Below are 19530 nucleotides of genomic sequence, written 5' to 3' on the forward strand. Positions count from 1 at the left end.
TAAATCAATACCCATAAGTAGCACCTTTACTAAGTAGTTGGAAAATGTACCGGGTAAAGCCAGGGCTAAACTCCTGTTTTTCCGCCGGTTGGCACATACCCGACCGTACTATTATTAGTTTATACCAGGTTTTTACTAGAGTCAATATTGTTGTAATCCATTATAAAGCAAAGTCGGGCTGACCATCCATATCTTTACAAATATTGATGCCATTTAAATACATATTAAGGAGGACTGCCTTAATTTTTTGCATGTTATGATATATGCACCCATAAAGGATGAATTTATTGAATTTAGTTTTATAATTATGTATAATTTATGTTATCGAATTTGCTTTTTCAACAATAATCAGGCTCAGGTTCATTCCACATTCAAACAGTATTGATTTCAGAGAGGCGTAAAATGATTATGAGGTTTTATACGTTCATCAGGAACGTAATTGTAAACACCAGATATTCCGTGAAGATGATCTTTTTTGTCATTTTTTTCAGCGCTCTGCCGCTTTTCACCATAAGTACGCTGCTGGGCCATAAGATGGGACAGATAATTGAAAATGAACTCAGCCAATCCTATGAGCAAACTTTAAATCAATACATATCTAATATAAACTACAAGGTGGATATCTACCAGACGCTTCTTACAAACATTGCATCCAACTCAACAATTGGTGAACAACTGTCCTATGATGACGATACATCACCCGATGATAGCTATGATACTGCACTTAAAGTATCCAAAGAGCTTGGCATGCTGATAGGTTCAAGAAAAATCAGTGAATTATATAATTTCATGATCTATTCATACAATACCAAGAATCTCATATATGGACCAAGAGTCAGCAACATAAGTGCCATAAAGGATGAGAAGTGGTACATGGAAATGAAAGAGCGGGGAAAGGTAAATGACTATTTTATATACAAAACTGGAAATGGAAAAAAGGAAATATTGTCCTTTACAAAAGAGATAGTAAATCTTAAAGGAGAAAGATATGGAGAGAAGGTCGGATTTGTAAAGCTGGATGTCTATGCTCAGTCTTTTTTCAGTTCCATTGCCAACTTTGAAAACAAGGAGAGCATGAAAATATACATACTGGATGAAGCCGGAAATGTGATTTATAATGAATCCAACGAAAAGCTGCCTTTATTGGAGGATCAAATAAGCAAACTGTACCAGAGTGTAAGCGGTCTTGAGAGAGCAGTGGTCCCGGGTGGAAAAGTGATGCTTGTGCACAGGAACATATCTGCATATGGATGGAAAGCCTTATTTATATTTCACTATGGAGAGATAGATAAGAAAGCCAGTGACATAAATAAAACGATAATCACTTTTTTGCTGCTGGCTTCTATAGGGATTCTGATATTGGCCATCATGTTTTCAAAGAAATTTTCAGCCAGGATGAAGACGCTGCTGAACAAGATGGAAAAAGTCGAGGAAGGAGATATGGAGATCACAGAGGAGATAGAAGGAAAAGACGAAATTGGAATTATTGATACGCACTTTAACAAAATGGTTAGAAAGGTACAGTATCTGATCAACAACAATTATGTCAATCAACTGGAAAAAAGAGAAGCGGAGCTGAATGCGCTGCAGTTTCAAATCAATCCCCATTTTCTTTACAACACTCTGGAATCCATCAACTCCATCGCTGCCATGAACAAATGCTTTGAGATATGTGAGATAAGCCAGAAGCTGGGCGAAATGTTCAGATACAGCATAAACAACGGTAGAAGTGAAATGATTCCCCTTGAAGAAGAGCTAAAACATATCGCTAACTATATTTACATTCAAAAGATACGCTTTCAGGATAAGTTTGAGGTTTTTTACAATATTGAGGAAAGTGCAAAGAGCATCCGAGTGCTGAAATTCATATTGCAGCCAATAATAGAAAATGCGATTGTCCATGGCTTCAAGGACAAAACCGAGACCGGGTATATTGAAGTATCCGCTTATATCGAAAAGAACAAGCTGTTTATAAAGGTGGAAGATGACGGCAATGGAATGACGGAAGATAAAGTTGAAGCACTTAACGACTATATAAATAAAAAGGATGACAACATCACTAAGGCTTACAGAAAAAGCATAGGCATCAGAAATGTGAATATGCGCATAAAGCTTGCCTGTGGCGATGAATACGGAATAAAAATCAGCAGTGATCCCGGATCAGGCACTAAGGTTTTATACACGCTGCCGATATATGGCTTGGAGGAGGAAATCTGAATGTATAGGATACTGATAGCTGAGGATGAGTATCTGATAAGGAAAGGCATAATATCAAAGCTTGAATACTATAAATTGGAATTTGCTGAAATACTGGAGGCAGAAAATGGAAAACAAGCCTTTGATATAATCATGGAGCAAAAGCCTGATATTGTGATTACAGACATTAGAATGCCCTTCATGGATGGATTGCAGTTGATAAGGAAAGCAAAGGAAGTGGACAGCAACATCAAGTATATTATAATCAGCGGATATGCGGAGTTTGAGTATGCAGAACAGGCTTTGAATATGGGTGTCAGTGGTTATATACTAAAGCCCATCGTAGATCAGGATTTGGTCAGGACTCTGAAAAAGGTGATCGAGGAAATAGAGTATGAATACAAGGCTAAGGAGGCGAGCAGCAGAAGGGATGTACTGGAAAAATACTGTGAAGATATTGCTCTGGAAAAGAGGCTGAATCAAGCCATATATTCTTTCAGGCATGACGAAGAAGACATGGATTATTTAGATTTGCTCAAGGACTTGAAGCTGGATGAAAGCTACAGATATGTGCTGGGCTTGATCAATATTGATGGAAAGACCTACTATCAGTCTGCATTTAATTATCAGGATGTAGAATTGATTAAATTCAGCGTCAAGAACATCATCAGCGATATTGAGACAAAAGGTGTAAAAATCGCTTTCAACAGCTATAAGGATAAGAATCAGATATTGGTTATTTTATGCAGTAATGATGACAATTATCTCAAGGTTAATTCAAGCAGCTTTTTTGCAAAGGTCTACAACAGCATAGTAAAATACCTGGGTATATCTATAACCATAGGCATAAGCAGTTCGGAGGATATGATCTGCTATGAGCTTTTCCGGCAGGCCAGGGAAGCCTTTGACCAGAGGCTTATCAACGGTGATGGCAGGTTATATAGCTATGACAGCATTGCCGGTTCAATGAACGTAACAATACCCCAGGATGAGATCAACCTGCTGAGAAAATACATCGAGCGTCGAGATATCGGTAATATAGAGATAATTTTAAAAGCCATCTTTTTTGAAAAGAATTTGGAAAATTCAGCAGCGATATATATAAGGGTAGTGTGGACTGAGATTGCAAATATGCTGATAAAGGCAGCCAATGAATCAAAGCCGGATTTGGAAAGAAGCATTGATCCCGACATGCTCAACGGGGAGATACTCAACAGGTTTAATAATGTAGAAGAAATAGTCAGCTATCTGTATACATCCATAATCGATTTCTTAAAACTGGATAAAGTGGCTGATATGAAGAGCAGAAGTAAAATAAAAATGGCAATCCAATATATCGATCAACATTATAACGAAGAAATCTCAATAAATGAGATAGCATATATGTATGCAATGAGCCCCAATTATTTTTCCACAGTTTTCAAAAAGGAGACTGGAATGACAGTCGTCAATTATATAACCGATATGAGAATAAAAAATGCATGCAGGCTTCTGAAGGAGACAAGGGCAAGCATTGTAGATGTTTCCCATGAGGTTGGATATCAGGATACACAATATTTTTTCAGAGTTTTTAAAAAGATTACCGGAAAAACTCCATTGGAATATAGAAAAGGTGATTAATTAAACACCAAATCATATTCCAATCATTTCAAATTAAAATTATCCACTGAAATTTAAAGTTTTGTCTATTGTGAAAGAGGCGATAAGCTATCATAATAATGATAGAACATTGCCTAATGTCTCATGCAAGGCATCAATATGCTATTGATCATGGTTATTCCGTCGCTTTGGCTGTCGTTTCTGTGAATTAATATTAAAACTAAAAAGAAAGGTAAAGATAATACATGGATAAAAATACTAATCTTCGGACTATGCCTTTAGGAGAAAACAAGAAAAACAAAAGCAAGGGCAGAGAATTGTTAATAAACATTAAAAGGCATTTTCCGTTATATATCATGCTTTTGCCTTGTATTGCCTCATTTATAGTATTTTCATATCTTCCGATGGTTGGCCTGGTTCTGGCTTTTAAGGAATATAAATTCAATATGGGTATTCTGGGAAGTCCGTGGGTTGGGCTGAGATATTTCAAGAACTTCTTCCTAAGCTATGATGCTTACAGGCTGGTAATCAATACAGTGGTCATAGGTACCATAAAAACGATATTTGAATTTCCCTTTCCCATAATATTGGCCCTTATGCTAAATGAGGTCAGAAATGAGAGGTTTAAGAAGTTAACCCAGACCATATCCTATCTGCCCAACTTCATATCCTGGGTTATTATAGTAACAATGCTGCAGAGGATACTGGCACCGGATACAGGCTTGCTGAACCAGTTTAAAGCCTTGCTTGGAGGAGACCCCGGCACTTTCTACATGATGGAGGAGAAATACTTTTATCCCATTATTTTTCTGAGCGATTTGTGGAAAAACATGGGGTGGAGTTCTATTATATATCTAGCTGCAATATCAGGAATCGATCCTACATTGTACGAGGCTGCAAGAATCGATGGAGCCAACAAATGGAGAGAAATTTGGAATGTGACACTGCCCGGCATAAGAACCACTATAGGAGTTTTATTCATAATGGGTGTGGGTGGAATAATCTCTTCCGGTTACGACCAGATTTATCTTCTCCGGACACCCGGAAATATGTCCCTGGCTGATACTCTTGATGTATATGTGGTGAGAGTGGGACTATCCGGAGGACAGTATGGCTATGGAACTGCTATTGGCATGATTCAGGGAATAGTGGGATTGATCTTGGTCATAATCTGCAATAAGCTGTCTCGAAAATATACTGAGGTAAGCATTTGGTAGGCCAGCATACGATTGGATTTTAGGGATCAAACAAAGATACCCTGAAATAAATAAGTTAAAAAGTTAGGGGGATTAAAATGAAAAGAAAGCTTGCACTATTGCTTGCGGTTGCGCTTATTATAACCGTAATGTTTGCGGGTTGCGGCGGAGACAAGAATGAAAATTCTTCAGGTGATACTTCAAGCGGACAAAAATCTGAAAGCAGTTCATCAGATAAGCCGGATACATGGATAGCCGATCGTCATATTGTCGGCAGAGCTTTTATTGATGACTTGGGAGTATCGCTGCCGGAGGACCAGTTGAACAATCCTGTAGCCAAAAAGCTTAAGGAGCTCACGGGAATGAGCATTGAGTGGCAGTACACAGCAGGTACCAGTGACCTCGACGTTTTGACCACAGCCATAGCAGCAGGGGATTTGCCTGACTTGATTGTATACTATCTCAATGACTCAAGCCGTCCTGAATTTCCTGTAGTGCTAAAGGCTGCCCGTGAAGGTATGTTCACCGATGTGGCACCATTGCTTAAGAACACTAAAATTTATTCAAAGTATTTTGAGGAAGGGTTTTTGCCCAGTGATACCCGGGACAACGTAATGTTCAGGCCGGAATTCAACGGAGCGTGCTATATAGTACACATGAGGATACCAAGGGAACCAGGTTCCAATGATTATCCCATGATCGGCGGTATGTGGCTCCAAAAATCCATAGCTGATGCTCTGAACGTTGACCCCAGAACTATAAAAACGCAGGATCAGCTTTATGACCTGCTAAAGAGGATTAAGGCCGGAGGTTTCAAGGACGCCAACGGAAATGAAGTTTATCCTCTGGGACCAAGGATTTGGGGCGGTTCTTTCAATGCCCATGTAGTAAACAATTATAATTTTGGAGTAAGCACCGGATTTAACCTTTTGGATGGTAAAGTTGTGCATGAAGCAGAAACCGACTATGTATTCAAGCAGATAGAGTTCTATCAGAAGCTTTTGGCTGAAGGCTTAATACATCCTGAGTATTTCACCATAGACCCCACCAGAGCTGAAGAACTAAGCCTGAATAACTCCGCAGCTATAATTGGCGATGCACACAACTATCTGGAGATATTCAGAAACACTGAATACCTTAATGTTGGTCCCCTTTATGACTATAAGGGTGAAAACAAAACTTACAGAAAAGGTAAGAGCGGTTACGCCGCATGGTCCATACCATCTACGACAAAAAATCCGGAAGAAATCGTAAAGTTCCTGGACTTCCTTGCAACAAAAGAAGGAAAAATGTTATGGATGTACGGCATAGAGGGCGAGCACTATGATATGGTTGACGGAAAGCCTGTAGTTAGACAGGAAATGCTGGATTTGATGGAGTCCGACAGAAAAGCTGCAAACAACACCGGTATTTTCATGGATGGCAATGGTGCTTGCTGGCTGAACTTCATCGGCGGTACAGACGTTGATAACATTTCAGACTTTGGCGAACTGTCCTATGGTGAAAACAGAAACCCTGACCAGTATGCTTTTGCCAACAAGATGTACGAATACAATCCACCGAAGAATATTGTGTATTATGAAGGCTTCTCATCCTTTGGCTTCCTGCAAGAGCTTCCGGATATAGAGCCTCAGCTCAAGCCTTTGATCGATGAACAGGCTTATACGGAAGTAAGAGTTAAGGCAATATTCTCAGGCTCAATGGACGAAGCCAGAAAGATCATTGAGAGCTATAGAAAACAGCTGAAGAATGCCGGTATTGACGAATTCAAGGAGTTCCTGCTGAAGAAATACCAGGAGAATCCAAATCAGATAGATTTCCATTAATATTTTAAGCTGTTTATGTTATTATCGGGCTGGCAGTTAAGTTTCGCTGCCGGCCCAATTAATCAAAAAGGTGAAGAATATGAAGAGAAACAGACTGCAAAAAGAGTCACCAATTGAAAAGTTTTTTTACTGGATTATTATAATAGCACTAGCGTTATTTTCTTTATCAATAATTTTACCCTTTGTGCATATACTGGCCTTATCCTTTAACGGGGGTAAAGACACCGCCATGGGTGGGGTGTATTTCTGGCCAAGAGCATTTACATTGAACAACTATAAGGAAGTTTTCAGCGATAACCGTATAATAAATGGCTATAAGATAACCCTTGCAAGAACTATCTTGGGAACATTTTTAAGCGTCCTGCTGACCGCCATGGCAGCTTTCGCCTTAAAGAGCAAGACTTTGCCGGGGCGAAACTTCATCACATTTATGATCTTCTTTACAACGCTTTTTGGCGGTGGAGTAATTCCTTATTACATGCTTCTTAAAGAACTGCATTTAAGAAACACTTTTTGGGTGTATGTTATCCCAAGCCTGTATAGCGCTTGGAACATTATAATGATGCGTACGTTTTTTGATTCATTGGGCACTGAACTGGAGGAATCTGCAAAGCTTGACGGATGTGGATATTTCCGAATATTTTTTCAGATAATACTGCCCTTGAGCAAGCCGGTGGTTTCGGTAATTGCGCTTTTTAACGGTGTAGGTCATTGGAATGACTGGTTTACCGGAGCATTTTATGTGACGGACAGAAATCTCCAGCCGGTCCAGACCGTGCTCCAGGAAATGCTGACCAATCAACAGAAATTAAAAAGCCTTATGATAAACTCATATCAGTCAGCTATGTCGGCCAAGACCCTGGTGACCGGTGACTCGCTAAAGATGGCTACAGTAATGGTGACCACAGTTCCAATTATGTGCGTTTACCCCTTTATTCAGAAATATTTTACCAAGGGTGTAATGATTGGCGCTATTAAAGGATAGTGCGCGTAGAAATTGAACTTATTGTTTAAATAAACGGATAAATGGGAAAAAAACAGCCCTATAAAGGCTGACATAGAAAAAGTAGGGAAGAGCATTCCTTGCTTTTTCTTTACTTATACAGATTTATATATTGTAAATAACATATGCAGCAACAGCATTTAGTAATTGAAATACAGTTGAACAACATGGCAGTATATGATTTAATAGCATTGAGCAGCATATTGAACCAATCCATTATTTGCCAAATGTATGGAGTTCAAAATCTGGAAACGGAGGTAATATAAATGAAACTTGCAGTATTAGGTGGGGGAGGCGTCAGGTCTCCTATGCTGGCCAAATCCATAATGAACAGGGCCGGACTTCTGGGAATCGACAAAGTGGTTTTCATGGACAACAGCAGTGAGAAACTCAGGATATACGGTGGGCTGGCTAAAAGAATTGCCGGTATGATAGATAGCGATATATCTTTCACCCTTACCACAGATCCAGTGGAGGCTGTCAAAGACGCCGATTTTATCATCACCACCCTGAGAGTGGGAGGAGACAGAGGAAGGACGCTGGATGAGAGAATAGCCTTAAATCACGGGATATTGGGTCAGGAAACTACAGGGGCTGGCGGATTTGCCATGGCCATGAGATCAATCCCTGCTCTGCTGGAATATTGTAAATTGGTTAAGCAATATGCCAAGCCCGGAGCATATATATTCAACTTCACAAATCCATCCGGACTGGTGACACAAGCGCTGAGGGACGAAGGCTATGATAATGTATACGGAATATGCGACGGCCCCAGTGAGTTTATAAAGGAACTGGAAGCTTTAATAGGCGCAAAACACAAGGATGTATCGGTAGAGTGCTTTGGCCTCAACCATCTGTCCTGGTACAGAAGTTTCAAGGTGAAAGGTCAGGAAATTATAAAAGAACTGATAGATAATCCTATGTTATATAAGAAAACAGAAATGCGTTTCTTTGATCCGGAACTTGCCAAGTCCATGGGTATGCTTTTTAACGGTTATCTGTACTATTATTACAGCCGGGAACAAGCCATAGCCAACATATCCAAGTCAGGAAAGACAAGAGGCGAGACCATTCTTGAAATAAACAACGATATGCACGATGAGCTGGCAGGTTTGGACATAGAAAAAGAATTCGATAAAGCCATTCAGATATACCTGAAGTATTATGATAAAAGAGAGAAAAGCTATATGGCCATAGAATCAGGCACCCAAAGAGAAGAGAAGAAGCTGGAGTTTGATCTCGGCACCAAGGGAGAGGATGACGGAGGCTATGCAGGAGTAGCCCTGAACTTTATAGAAAGCCTGATAACAGGCGAGAAATCAGAAATGGTGCTGTCTGTGCCCAATAACGGGTCAATGGAAGGTCTGAACGATAATGATGTGATAGAAGTGACTTGCCATATAGATAAGAATGGTGCCAAACCTATAAAAGTTGGAAAAGTTGATGAGATGCAAATGTACCTTATCAGACAGGTGAAACTCTATGAGAGGCTGGCAGCCGAAGCCATACGCACAAAAAACATTGAAGCTGCGAGAAAAGCTTTGATGGTACATCCATTGGTCAACTCTTATACGCTGGCAAAACAGCTGGTGGCGGAATATCTGGAAGCACATAAAGAGTATGTGGGACAATGGCACTGAAGCAAAAGCGAAATTCTTTAAAGGGGAGATATTATGTACGATGTATTATGCACCGGGCTTACCTGCTGCGATTTGATATTCGCAAAGCTGGAGAAATTTCCTGAGCTGGGCAAGGAAATGGTATGTGAGGACTTCATGATAAAACCGGGTGGGGCGGCCAATACGCCTGTTGCCCTGACCAGGCTTGGGATGAAAACAGCTTATGTGACAACAATTGGAGGAGATACCGCCGGCAATATCATATATGAGTATTTAAAAAAGACCGGCCTTGACATGTCTTCCATCATATACGATGAAAGCCAGCGAACCAATGTGTCTGCGGTGTTGTCCATCGGAAAGGAAAGAGGCTTTGCCACGTATTTTGCCAAAGCAAACGAAGAGATGGAGCTAAAGCGCATCCAGGAGATAGCTCCCAGGTGCAGGCATTTACATACATATATACATGATTGCCTTAACATGCCCATGCTGGAAATAGCAAAAAAGAACAATATGACTTTGTCGGTGGATACGGCGTGGGATGAGAGCATAAAGCTGAAAGACATTAAGCATATAATCGAAAATGCCGATGTATTTATGACAAACGAGGTGGAGGCTTGCTGCCTGACCGAAACGGATGATGCGGAAAAAGCCCTTTCATTGTTGGGAGAACACGCAAAGATATTGGTTATAAAGCTGGGCGGAAAAGGCAGCATTGTAAAGCGTGGGGATAAGATCATCCGGGTACCGGCCGCAGAAGTGGGAGAAGCTCTGGATACTACCGGTGCAGGAGACCTCTATGGAGCAGGCTTTGTTTATGGGTATTTGAAAGGCTGGGATTTGGAAGAGACAGCCCGGTTTGCATCTGCATCCGGAAGCCTTGCAGTTACTTTTTATGGAGGAATGGACGAAAGATATACTCTGGAACGGGTTACGGAACTGTATGAAAGCATACGGTAAATCTGGCGTTCATGTCCGATAGCGGATGAATTTTAGATTCTGTCGTGCAGTCCGGTTATATGTATTTAGTAATAGAAGATTTGTTAATCGAAAAGGGAGTGGTCAGAACGGGAACGCTGATATTTGCTGAGGGTAAGCTTACTCCGGCATGTTCAAAGAGCCATATAAAGTATACATTCAATCTGCCTGTCCAATCCAGACGGTTGAATATCGATTTTGAATACCAACCCAAGAAGCTTTTTGATGAGGAGAGGTCAAAAATGCTTATACAGGAGGGTTTGCGCAGGTTTTGCGAGAATCCTGATGAGAATGAGCTGAACAGTTGGAAGTCCTACATGCCTTTATCTAACTTGCTGACAATTTCCATTGATGACCCAAAGGGTTTCAGAGGCAGTGTCCACAGGCACACACCGGTTCAGCACCTTTTTATTACGGAAGACGCGGCATCCCCGGGACTTATTCAAGGCAGCCTGCCTGAGGGTCAGTGGAGTGTTACCATCAGTGCGCATGCTGTGGTAACTGAAGAATGCTGCTATAAGTTGCATGTGTGGGAGGGCGATGATTAAAATGAGAAAATGGATACCCTGTGAGCTTCACACTCACACGGTAAACAGTGACGGAGAACTCACCCTTACGGAACTGGCGAAAAAGGCCAGGGATATGGGCTTCTCCTGCATTGCGCTTACCGATCACAACACGATATCCGGGCATTGGGAAAGGGACAAAGCCCAGGCTGAATCAGGCATAGACATAGTAAGAGGATTGGAATGGACTACTTTTTACGGACACATGGTTGCAATGGGAATCGACAAGTATGTGGACTGGAGGGAAATAGGCCCAAAGGACATAGATAGAGGCATTGCAAACATACACCAAGCCGGAGGATTGGCAGGGGTGGCTCATCCGTTCTGCATGGGCAGCCCGATGTGCACCGGATGTTATTGGTCCTATGAAATAAAGGACTGGAGCAAGGTAGACTATATTGAAGTATGGTCTGAGCCTTTTCCTTCTATAGAAGCAAAAAACATAAGAGCCTTCAGATTATGGACAGACCTTTTGAACCAGGGATACCGGCTGACGGCAGTAAGCGGAAGAGACTGGCACGGAGGTGATTGCGGCAGCGATCCCGTTTCAGTCACTTATCTTGGGATTGAAGAGGATGCGAAGGATATGGAAAAGGCTGTAAAAGAAGCCATAGCCGGAGGCCGGGCAAGCCTGACCATGGGGCCTCTGCTCCTTATGCAGGCCGAACTGGAGAAGGACTCATCGTTATATGCTTTGGGGGATATCGCATACATAAAATGCAGAAATCAAAAAGCAAAAGTAACGGTGAACATAGATTATTCCGTGAGAAAAGATAAATGGAGCCTGGATGATGCGGATATGAGCATTGCTCTTTTTGGCAATGTCGGCAAACTCTGTGAAGGAAAAATCTCCCGGGAAAGGTCGGAGATCAGCTTTGAGGTTCCTTTGGAGAATCTCAAATGGGTAAGAGCAGAGTTGTACGGAAGGATGAAAAATATTGACACCATGATAGCATTTACCAATCCCATATATTTTGAGGAAGGCGCATAAAGGCGGAGCAGCCGCGCCTGCATTTTAATCATGTTTTTAATGTATTCTGAATGGAATTAAAGAAATAAAGAAATGAACCAAGAAAATGTAATTTGCCATTTTGAACTGCGTTGGAATATTGATGAATTTTAGCTTTGATAGCCCTGCCCATGATTCAAACACTATCTGCAACGCTGCTTTAAGTCACAAAGCTCAACAGATTGATTTAATTTACAGGCTTGCAATAGCAGTTTTGAGTTGTGGAAAGCAGGTGTTATCAAGGCATTATTATTTATATTTTAAAACATGGGGGAATGATACAAGATGCTCAGAACCAACATAGACAAGCTGGTTATGCAATCGGTGCAGGGATGCATTAAACATCCGGTAACAGCCAATCCATATTATATAACAGGGGAAGGAAAGCCTATAACCCTGCCGGCTATGGGGGGTATTACATATAATGTAAAAACCGGAGACCCTGTATTTGGATGGGCAGGGGACCATATAGAGCCGGGAGTGACAATTAAGAATGAGGAAGATGTGGCTAATGATGCCTTGAGCCTGCTTTCTTGCATAGGCAATGAAGCAACAGTTATAAGCGGAGATGCAAAGGGTACAAAGGGATATGTGACGGGAACCCATGGCGGGGTAGAGCATGTAATAATTAATTTTGATGAAAATCTCGAAAAGATGGTAATTGGGGACAGTGTTATGATAAAAGCCTGGGGTCAGGGACTGGAGCTTCTTGATTACCCCAATGTAAAGGTTATGAACATATCTCCGGATCTGTTTTTGAAGCTCGGCATAAGGGAAGAAGACGGCAAGCTCAAAATTCCGGTAGCCGGGATAGTGCCTGCTTATTTGATGGGATCGGGCATAGGAACTGCCAGCAGCACCCGGGGCGATTTTGACATAATGACTACCGATATGGATGAAATTAAAAGGAATGGGCTGGATCAGCTTAGGTTTGGAGATATAGTACTGATAAAGGATTTTGACAGCAGCTATGGAAGAGCTTATTTAAAAGGTGCAGCCACTGTTGGAGTTGTAATTCATGGTGATTGTGTCAGAATGGGTCATGGCCCTGGGGTAACTGCCATTATGACATGCAAAGAGAGCTTGATAGAAAGCTTTATTGATAAGAATGCCAATATTTCGACATATATCAGGGGGAAATAAAATGGGAAAAGAACTGAGATTCAGACAGGATGGAACTTTTAAGATAGTTCAGTTTACTGACGTCCATATGGCCGACGGAAGTGAGAAGGATTTTAGGACGATGGAAGGCATGACCAGGATTTTGGATATGGAGAAGCCGGATCTGGTGGTATTCACCGGGGATATGACCTATGGTGAAGAAAACGAAAAGCTGCTGAGAATGGCATTAAAGCCGGTCAATGAAGCAGGCATACCCTGGGCGGCTGTATTTGGCAATCATGATGCGGAGTTAGGTTCGGGGAAGGAAGCACTGCTTAAGGTAATGCAGGAAAGCAGCTTGTGCCTGACAGAAGCCGGTGAGCCTGAAGTAAGCGGTGTGGGCAACTACTGCCTCATGGTCAAGGGATACGAAAGCGATAAGCCTTTATGGATCATGTATTTTCTTGACTCTGGCGATTACAATAAAAATAAAGCGGTAGAAGGGTATGACTATATAAAAAGGGATCAGATAGAATGGTACATGCGAAAATCCCGGGAATTCAGCAGCAGGTACGGCAAGCTTCCGGCCTTGAGCTTCTTTCACATTCCCCTGCAGGAATATAAAGTTGTCTGGGATTATAAGACATGCTACGGAATGAAAAATGAAGAGGTATGCTGCTCACAGCAGAATTCCGGAATGTTTTCAGCTATGCTGGAGATGGGAGATGTCAAAGGTGTTTTTGTAGGCCATGACCACATAAATGACTACTGGGGAGAGTTGTTCGGCATAAAGCTTGTCTATGGAAGAGCCACCGGACATAACACATATGGGGCCGATGGTTTTACTCATGGCGCCAGAGTGATCATCTTGAAAGAAAACAGTGAAGATTTTGACACATGGATTAGGCTAGAGGACGGAAATAAAATAGTGAATCCTGTGGAGCACAGGCCTGAAAAGAGATCCTGATGCCCATGAAAAGCAAACGGTGTACTTAAAGCTCACCTCTTACGGAATCAAATTAATTAAACTACGAGATATGCCAATATTATGCCCTTATTCCTCGTAAAGGAGAGATGACATGAAAACTCTTTATATAAGGACGGAACAACTAAAGAACCAAGCTTCATCAAATTACTGGGAGACTAGAATCCTTGCCGAGCTTGAGTATGCTTTGCGGCTTTCCGTGGTCAATGAGCATAAATATGACAAAGAGATTGCCGATGCTTTGGAATTTTTGGAAAAAGAGATGAAGCATTCCGGCGACATTTCCAAAGAAGCTGTTCTGGAAGCAGAAAGAATGATGTCTCCTATTTGCGAGGAAGCTAAATCATATCAGGTTATCTGCGCTTCCCACTCCCATATAGATCTGAATTTCTTATGGGGTTACGATGAAACTGTCAGTGTTGTCTTGAACACTTTCAGGACGATGCTGAATCTCTTGAAAGAGTATCCCGAATTTATTTATTCCCAAGATCAGGCGGCTGCCTATAGAATTGTGGAAGAATACGATCCGGAGATGCTGGAGGAGATAAAGCAAAGGGTTAAAGAGGGCCGCTGGGAGCTTACGGCATCTTCATGGGTTGAACCGGATAAAAACATGCCGTCGGGGGAAAGCCTGACCCGGCATATTTTATATACAAAAAAGTACCTGCAGTCGATTTTCGGTGTTGATGCAGAGGATTTAAAGATAGACTTTGAACCGGATACCTTTGGACACAATGCCAATATTCCGGAGATTCTCTCCAACGGAGGAGTGAAATACTACTATTACTGCAGAGGACACAATGACGGAGGAAACCCGGTATTTAAGTGGATGTCCCCGTCGGGCAAGTATATAATTGCCTATAAGGAGCCTCACTGGTACGATTCCCGGATTGAGCCTTCCATGGTATTGAGTGTGCCTGAATTTTGCAAAAAAATCGGACTGAAAACTATGCTCAAGGTATATGGTGTCGGAGACCACGGAGGAGGACCGACCAGAAGGGATGTTGAAAGAATTAGGGATATGGCTGAATGGCCTGTATTTCCGAGCATAAGGACGGGCAAATACAGCGAATATTTTGCCATGCTTCATGAAATTGAGGATAAACTTTCGGTCATAAAGGAAGAGCTTAATTTCATTTTCACCGGATGCTATACTTCTCAATCGAAGATCAAAATTGCCAACCGGGTATCGGAAAGATTATTAAATGAAGCTGAGCTGTTTAGCAGCGCTGCAGCTTTAAACGTATCGTCTGTGTACAATGCCGGGGATTTTGAAAAGGCATGGAGAAATACGCTTTTCAACCAGTTCCATGATATTCTTCCAGGCTCTTGTGTTCCGGAGGTCCGGGATTTTGCATTAGGACGGTTCCAGGAGATTACGGCTATGGCAAACAGCAAGAAAGCCGGCGCATTGAGGAAGATAGCCGAAAATATAGACACATCCCGATATATGGATGAGAATGAAGATATAAGCGATACCATATCCGAAGGTGCAGGGGCCGGGGTAGGTGTGCATTTATTCAGGACTGGCGAATGTGAAAGAGGAAGCGGAAAAACCAGGGTTTTTCATGTGTTTAATCCGTCATTCCATGAACGGACAGAGGTCACTGAGATAACCCTGTGGGATTGGAACGGGAATGTAAATAACATTGTTTTCAAAGACGACAGGGGAGAAAAGGTAGAACACCAATTAGTGGATAAAGGTTTTTCAGAACACTGGGGACATTATTTCCTCCGGGTATTGATCAGGACGAGGGTTCCTGCCTGCGGATACTCCACATACATAATGACAGAAGATGATGAGCGCAGGCTGGAAGATGTGAACCAGCATCACAGGGATTATCCCCTGGCGCTGGAAAATCTTCCTCCCAGCGAGCAATTCAATTTTATTATGGAAAATAATAAGATTAGAGTTGAATTTGATACTGCCGACCTTTCAATAAAATCCATTATTGACAAGCAAAGCGGGGAGGAGATGGTTGATGCTGCCAGAAGCGGAGGAATTTTTAGGCTCATTGAGGAGGATGCTTATCAACATGGGGGTAATGCCTGGGTTATAGGCCGGTATAAAAGCATGGTGAGCTTAAATGCCAATGTCAAACTGGAAAAGTCTCTGTTAAATCCAAATGCTTTAAGACAGTTCATAGTATATGCAATTGAAACAGGGAACTCGCAGCTGAAAGTTACCGTATATCTGGATAAGGATAGCACAAGGCTTAATTTTGTCGTCGAAGGAATGTGGAATGAAATGGGGAGGAAAGGCGACGCCACTCCTCAGCTGAGTTTCTTTTTGCCTCTCGGCTACAAATGCAGTTCCTATAGATATGACATTCCGTTTGGCACTATAAACAGGCCGGCATTGAACTGTGATGTGCCTGCCAACAACTGGGCATTGGCCGAAAGGGATGCAGGAGGAAGTAAAGCCTTGATGCTCATGTCCGGTTCTACCTATGGATTCAGAGGAGACGGCAATGCTTTATCCCTCACGCTCATAAGAAGTACCTTTTCGCCGGACCCCTATCCCGAATCCGGCATGCACCGGTTTGAATTTGCCTTATGCCTGGCGGATAGCTCCCGGAATAAGGAGTTAACTGATATTTCCTATGATTATGCCCATCCCTTGGAATATGTATCGGTTAAAGCGCATGAGGGTTGTCTGCCGGAAACAAAGAGCTTCATGCAGTTGGAAGAGGGAAATGTGGCAATATCCGCAGTAAAAGTGCCGGAGGCTGAAAATGACGGCAAAAGGCTCATTATAAGGGCATATGAAACGGATGGCGGTAGTGGCAAAGCAGTCTTAAACCTGCATAGGCCTGTTAAAAATGCATGGTTTGTGGATGCCAATGAAAACATGCTAGAAAGCGATGCTTTCATATATACCGATGCTACAAGAGTAGTATTTCAATTGAGACCTTATGGAGTGCTCAACATTTGTGTGGAATTTCACTAATCTAACTCTTTGTACTAAGTCTGAATTGTTAATGACAACATAAAAAATAGTATCAATTGCACAAAGGAGCATCCCTTTGTGCAATTTCTCTAACAGAAAGGAGGCGAAAGTGCTACGGATAATGCTTTACCGGCGAATTCCATAATGCCGGAGTAATTATATGCGCTGCTGACTAATATATTATTGTAGAGGCAATAAAGGTCTGCATCGGAACATAAATAATAATTTAATTTGCTGTGGTTGGTTAATTTAAGACAGAGTTGCGGAGAGTTTGGAGGTATAGGCTCGGAACTCAGTTATCGAGGTTGTTTAGGGTATATCTGTTTGGGGTATATAAGTTCCAAAGCATTGCACATATTTTAAGCTTCGGAATAAAATATGTATTATGCATTTAAGCTTGCCAAAATCAAGTTTTTTCTTATGATTGCGTATCAATCCTTGTTGCTACATATGCAGTAATTAATATTAGGAAAGAGTGATATTTTTTGAATACGTTTTCAATAATTATCAGGCTGGTTCTGGCAGTGGTTCTGGGTGGATTGGTAGGACAGGAGAGGGAAAATAAGAACAGACCCGCCGGATTCAGGACGCACATATTGGTTTGTGCAGGTTCTGCACTGGTAATGACGACTTCAGAGTTTCTTTTCAGCAGATATAACGAATTTACAAATTTGGATCCTGCCAGGCTGGGAGCCCAGGTAATAAGCGGTATAGGCTTTCTGGGAGCAGGTACCATAATCCGCCAGGGAAGCAGCGTCAAAGGACTTACCACAGCTGCCAGTCTCTGGGCCGTCGCATGTGTAGGTCTGGCTGCAGGTACGGGTTTTTATGAGGGTGCGATTGCCGGAGCAATTATAATATACCTTACGCTGTTCTTGTTGGGGAGATTTGGGAAAGCCATCGAGAGAAGAGCGTCTCATCTAACCGTATGCCTGGACTTGGAAGACAAACCCGGAAAAGTGGGAGAAATAGGACTGGCATTGGGAAAATGCGATGTGTCGATCAGAAACATAGAGTTCATTGATGAAGATGAGTCGGAAGATAAACTGGTTTCCATCAGACTGACTTTAAAATTGCCAAGAGGCGTTACCCATGATATGGTGCTGGACGCCCTAAGGCGTATAGATGGCGTGCACAATGTTGAAGCTGTGTGAAAGCCGGGGGCATAAACTTTTTAATTGACATTGTAACTTATACTTTTAAATGAAAGCGTTTTCGATGAATTTTTAACTATCTCTCAGTCAACTTGACTGAGAGATAGGTTGTTTTGAATGAAATATATAAAACCACTGAACAAAATATATAAAACCATTGAACAAGCTTCAGTTTTTTGGTAACATATAGATGTGAATTAAAGATTGATTAATTACGGATCAATAATTATTTTTTATCAAATTTATGAAAACGTTAACATTGTTAAAGGGTGCGGATTATGGATTTTTCCTATCCAAAAGTTACAATAACGGATATTGCAAATAAAGCAAATGTTTCCATTACAACAGTTTCAAGGGTATTGAACGGAAACCCGGCGGTAAGCAAAAAAACCCGTAAGAAGGTAGAAAAGATAATCGAGGAGATGGGTTATATCCCCAATGCACTGGCACGGGGGCTTGTTAACAACTCCAGCAATACCATAGGCCTTATTGTGTCAGATATTACCAACAGCTTCTTTGCGGATGTGATACAAGGAATAGAAAGCGTGCTGAGTTCTTACGGAATATCGGTTTTTCTTTGCAACACCGGGTATTCCCGGGAAAAAGAGGATTCGTATATACTGCAGATGCTGAGCAAAAGAGTTGACGGATTGATCATATTCAGTACTTATGCAAATCATGAGGATACCATAAGAAAAGCAAAGGAAATTGTTCCGATAGTCACAGTACAGTCATCTTTTGATGGCGTGGATTGCATCAACACCACCGATGAAAAGGGAGCTTATGATGCAGTAAGCTATATGATCAAATGCGGTCACAAACATATCGCCTTTTTGACATATGGCTATGACAATACCACCATCCTTGATCGGAAGAAAGGCTATATCAGGGCGTTGGAAGACAACGGCATACCGGTGGATGAGAAGTTGATTATTTCTTCCGAGTTCAAGCCGAACTGTGGATATCACATGACCCAGGAGCTTCTGGACAAAGCTCCTTATGTAACGGCAATCTTTGCATATAATGATCAGATAGCCCTGGGGGTTTACCTTTGCTTGCAGAAAAGAGGCCTCAGAATACCGGAGGATATTTCAGTGGTTGGCTATGACGATACAGAGCTTGCAACGCTTGTAAACCCTTCTTTAACCACTGTGGGACAGCCACGAAAAGAGATGGGTACAAGTGCCGCAGAGCTGCTGGTAAAAAGAATACGGGAGCGCAAGAGCTTTATACCCCAGACGGTTCTGCTGCCGACGACGCTGATTGAAAGAGAATCGGTAAGGAAACTCTAAATTGGCCAGCACAACCATTCATGCATGCAAAGCGCAACCAATTATGAAAATACCATTTT

General features: G+C 41.8%; 14 protein-coding genes. All 14 read left to right on the forward strand.

Annotated elements, in window-relative coordinates; genetic code table 11:
- Positions 1-408: 408 nt before the first annotated feature.
- Entirely contained in the window at positions 409-2217 is a 1809-nt protein-coding gene (locus CDO33_RS05820) for a sensor histidine kinase (protein ID WP_161496688.1), read from the forward strand.
- The gene (locus tag CDO33_RS05825; protein ID WP_103080197.1) at positions 2218-3816 is read left to right on the forward strand and encodes a response regulator transcription factor; all 1599 of its coding nucleotides are present in this window, start codon (positions 2218-2220) and stop codon (positions 3814-3816) included.
- A 251-nt stretch (positions 3817-4067) separates the two neighbouring features.
- Positions 4068-5012 carry an ABC transporter permease gene (locus tag CDO33_RS05830; RefSeq protein WP_103080274.1) on the forward strand — a complete coding sequence of 315 codons (945 nt, stop codon included), beginning with the start codon at positions 4068-4070 and terminating at the stop codon, positions 5010-5012.
- A 77-nt stretch (positions 5013-5089) separates the two neighbouring features.
- On the forward strand, positions 5090-6817 hold the full coding sequence (locus CDO33_RS05835) for an extracellular solute-binding protein (RefSeq protein WP_103080198.1): 1728 nt from the start codon (positions 5090-5092) through the stop codon (positions 6815-6817).
- A 79-nt stretch (positions 6818-6896) separates the two neighbouring features.
- Positions 6897-7802, forward strand: coding sequence for a carbohydrate ABC transporter permease (locus CDO33_RS05840; RefSeq protein WP_103080199.1), 906 nt, complete (start codon positions 6897-6899; stop codon positions 7800-7802).
- A 284-nt stretch (positions 7803-8086) separates the two neighbouring features.
- Entirely contained in the window at positions 8087-9460 is a 1374-nt protein-coding gene (locus CDO33_RS05845; protein ID WP_103080200.1) for a family 4 glycosyl hydrolase, read from the forward strand.
- 33 nt (positions 9461-9493) lie between these two features.
- Positions 9494-10396, forward strand: coding sequence for a carbohydrate kinase family protein (locus tag CDO33_RS05850; protein ID WP_103080201.1), 903 nt, complete (start codon positions 9494-9496; stop codon positions 10394-10396).
- 59 nt (positions 10397-10455) lie between these two features.
- Positions 10456-10962 (forward strand): hypothetical protein, encoded by a 507-nt coding sequence (locus tag CDO33_RS05855; protein ID WP_103080202.1) that lies wholly within the window; start codon positions 10456-10458, stop codon positions 10960-10962.
- Positions 10955-11971, forward strand: a complete 1017-nt coding sequence (locus tag CDO33_RS05860) for a CehA/McbA family metallohydrolase (protein ID WP_202972412.1) — start codon at positions 10955-10957, stop codon at positions 11969-11971. Before CDO33_RS05855 ends, CDO33_RS05860 begins: the two co-directional genes overlap by 8 nt.
- 303 nt (positions 11972-12274) lie before the next feature.
- Entirely contained in the window at positions 12275-13132 is an 858-nt protein-coding gene (locus CDO33_RS05865; protein WP_103080203.1) for a DUF4438 domain-containing protein, read from the forward strand.
- A 1-nt stretch (position 13133) separates the two neighbouring features.
- Positions 13134-14057 carry a metallophosphoesterase family protein gene (locus CDO33_RS05870; protein ID WP_103080204.1) on the forward strand — a complete coding sequence of 308 codons (924 nt, stop codon included), beginning with the start codon at positions 13134-13136 and terminating at the stop codon, positions 14055-14057.
- 112 nt (positions 14058-14169) lie between these two features.
- Positions 14170-17025, forward strand: coding sequence for an alpha-mannosidase (locus CDO33_RS05875; protein WP_103080205.1), 2856 nt, complete (start codon positions 14170-14172; stop codon positions 17023-17025).
- A 485-nt stretch (positions 17026-17510) separates the two neighbouring features.
- On the forward strand, positions 17511-18179 hold the full coding sequence (locus CDO33_RS05880) for an MgtC/SapB family protein (protein ID WP_103080206.1): 669 nt from the start codon (positions 17511-17513) through the stop codon (positions 18177-18179).
- Between the two features lie 278 nt (positions 18180-18457).
- Entirely contained in the window at positions 18458-19471 is a 1014-nt protein-coding gene (locus CDO33_RS05885; protein WP_103080207.1) for a LacI family DNA-binding transcriptional regulator, read from the forward strand.
- Positions 19472-19530: the final 59 nt, after the last annotated feature.

This window comes from Clostridium thermosuccinogenes (assembly GCF_002896855.1).
In the GTDB taxonomy this organism is placed as follows: domain Bacteria; phylum Bacillota; class Clostridia; order Acetivibrionales; family DSM-5807; genus Pseudoclostridium; species Pseudoclostridium thermosuccinogenes.

Coding starts and splice junctions, on each gene's coding strand:
- CDO33_RS05820 (WP_161496688.1), top strand. CDS start 409: ATGAGGTTTTATACGTTCATCAGGAACGTAATTGTAAACACCAGATAT.
- CDO33_RS05865 (WP_103080203.1), top strand. CDS start 12,275: ATGCTCAGAACCAACATAGACAAGCTGGTTATGCAATCGGTGCAGGGA.
- CDO33_RS05850 (WP_103080201.1), top strand. CDS start 9,494: ATGTACGATGTATTATGCACCGGGCTTACCTGCTGCGATTTGATATTC.
- CDO33_RS05860 (WP_202972412.1), top strand. CDS start 10,955: ATGATTAAAATGAGAAAATGGATACCCTGTGAGCTTCACACTCACACG.
- CDO33_RS05840 (WP_103080199.1), top strand. CDS start 6,897: ATGAAGAGAAACAGACTGCAAAAAGAGTCACCAATTGAAAAGTTTTTT.
- CDO33_RS05875 (WP_103080205.1), top strand. CDS start 14,170: ATGAAAACTCTTTATATAAGGACGGAACAACTAAAGAACCAAGCTTCA.
- CDO33_RS05885 (WP_103080207.1), top strand. CDS start 18,458: ATGGATTTTTCCTATCCAAAAGTTACAATAACGGATATTGCAAATAAA.
- CDO33_RS05855 (WP_103080202.1), top strand. CDS start 10,456: ATGTATTTAGTAATAGAAGATTTGTTAATCGAAAAGGGAGTGGTCAGA.
- CDO33_RS05830 (WP_103080274.1), top strand. CDS start 4,068: ATGCCTTTAGGAGAAAACAAGAAAAACAAAAGCAAGGGCAGAGAATTG.
- CDO33_RS05845 (WP_103080200.1), top strand. CDS start 8,087: ATGAAACTTGCAGTATTAGGTGGGGGAGGCGTCAGGTCTCCTATGCTG.
- CDO33_RS05825 (WP_103080197.1), top strand. CDS start 2,218: ATGTATAGGATACTGATAGCTGAGGATGAGTATCTGATAAGGAAAGGC.
- CDO33_RS05835 (WP_103080198.1), top strand. CDS start 5,090: ATGAAAAGAAAGCTTGCACTATTGCTTGCGGTTGCGCTTATTATAACC.
- CDO33_RS05870 (WP_103080204.1), top strand. CDS start 13,134: ATGGGAAAAGAACTGAGATTCAGACAGGATGGAACTTTTAAGATAGTT.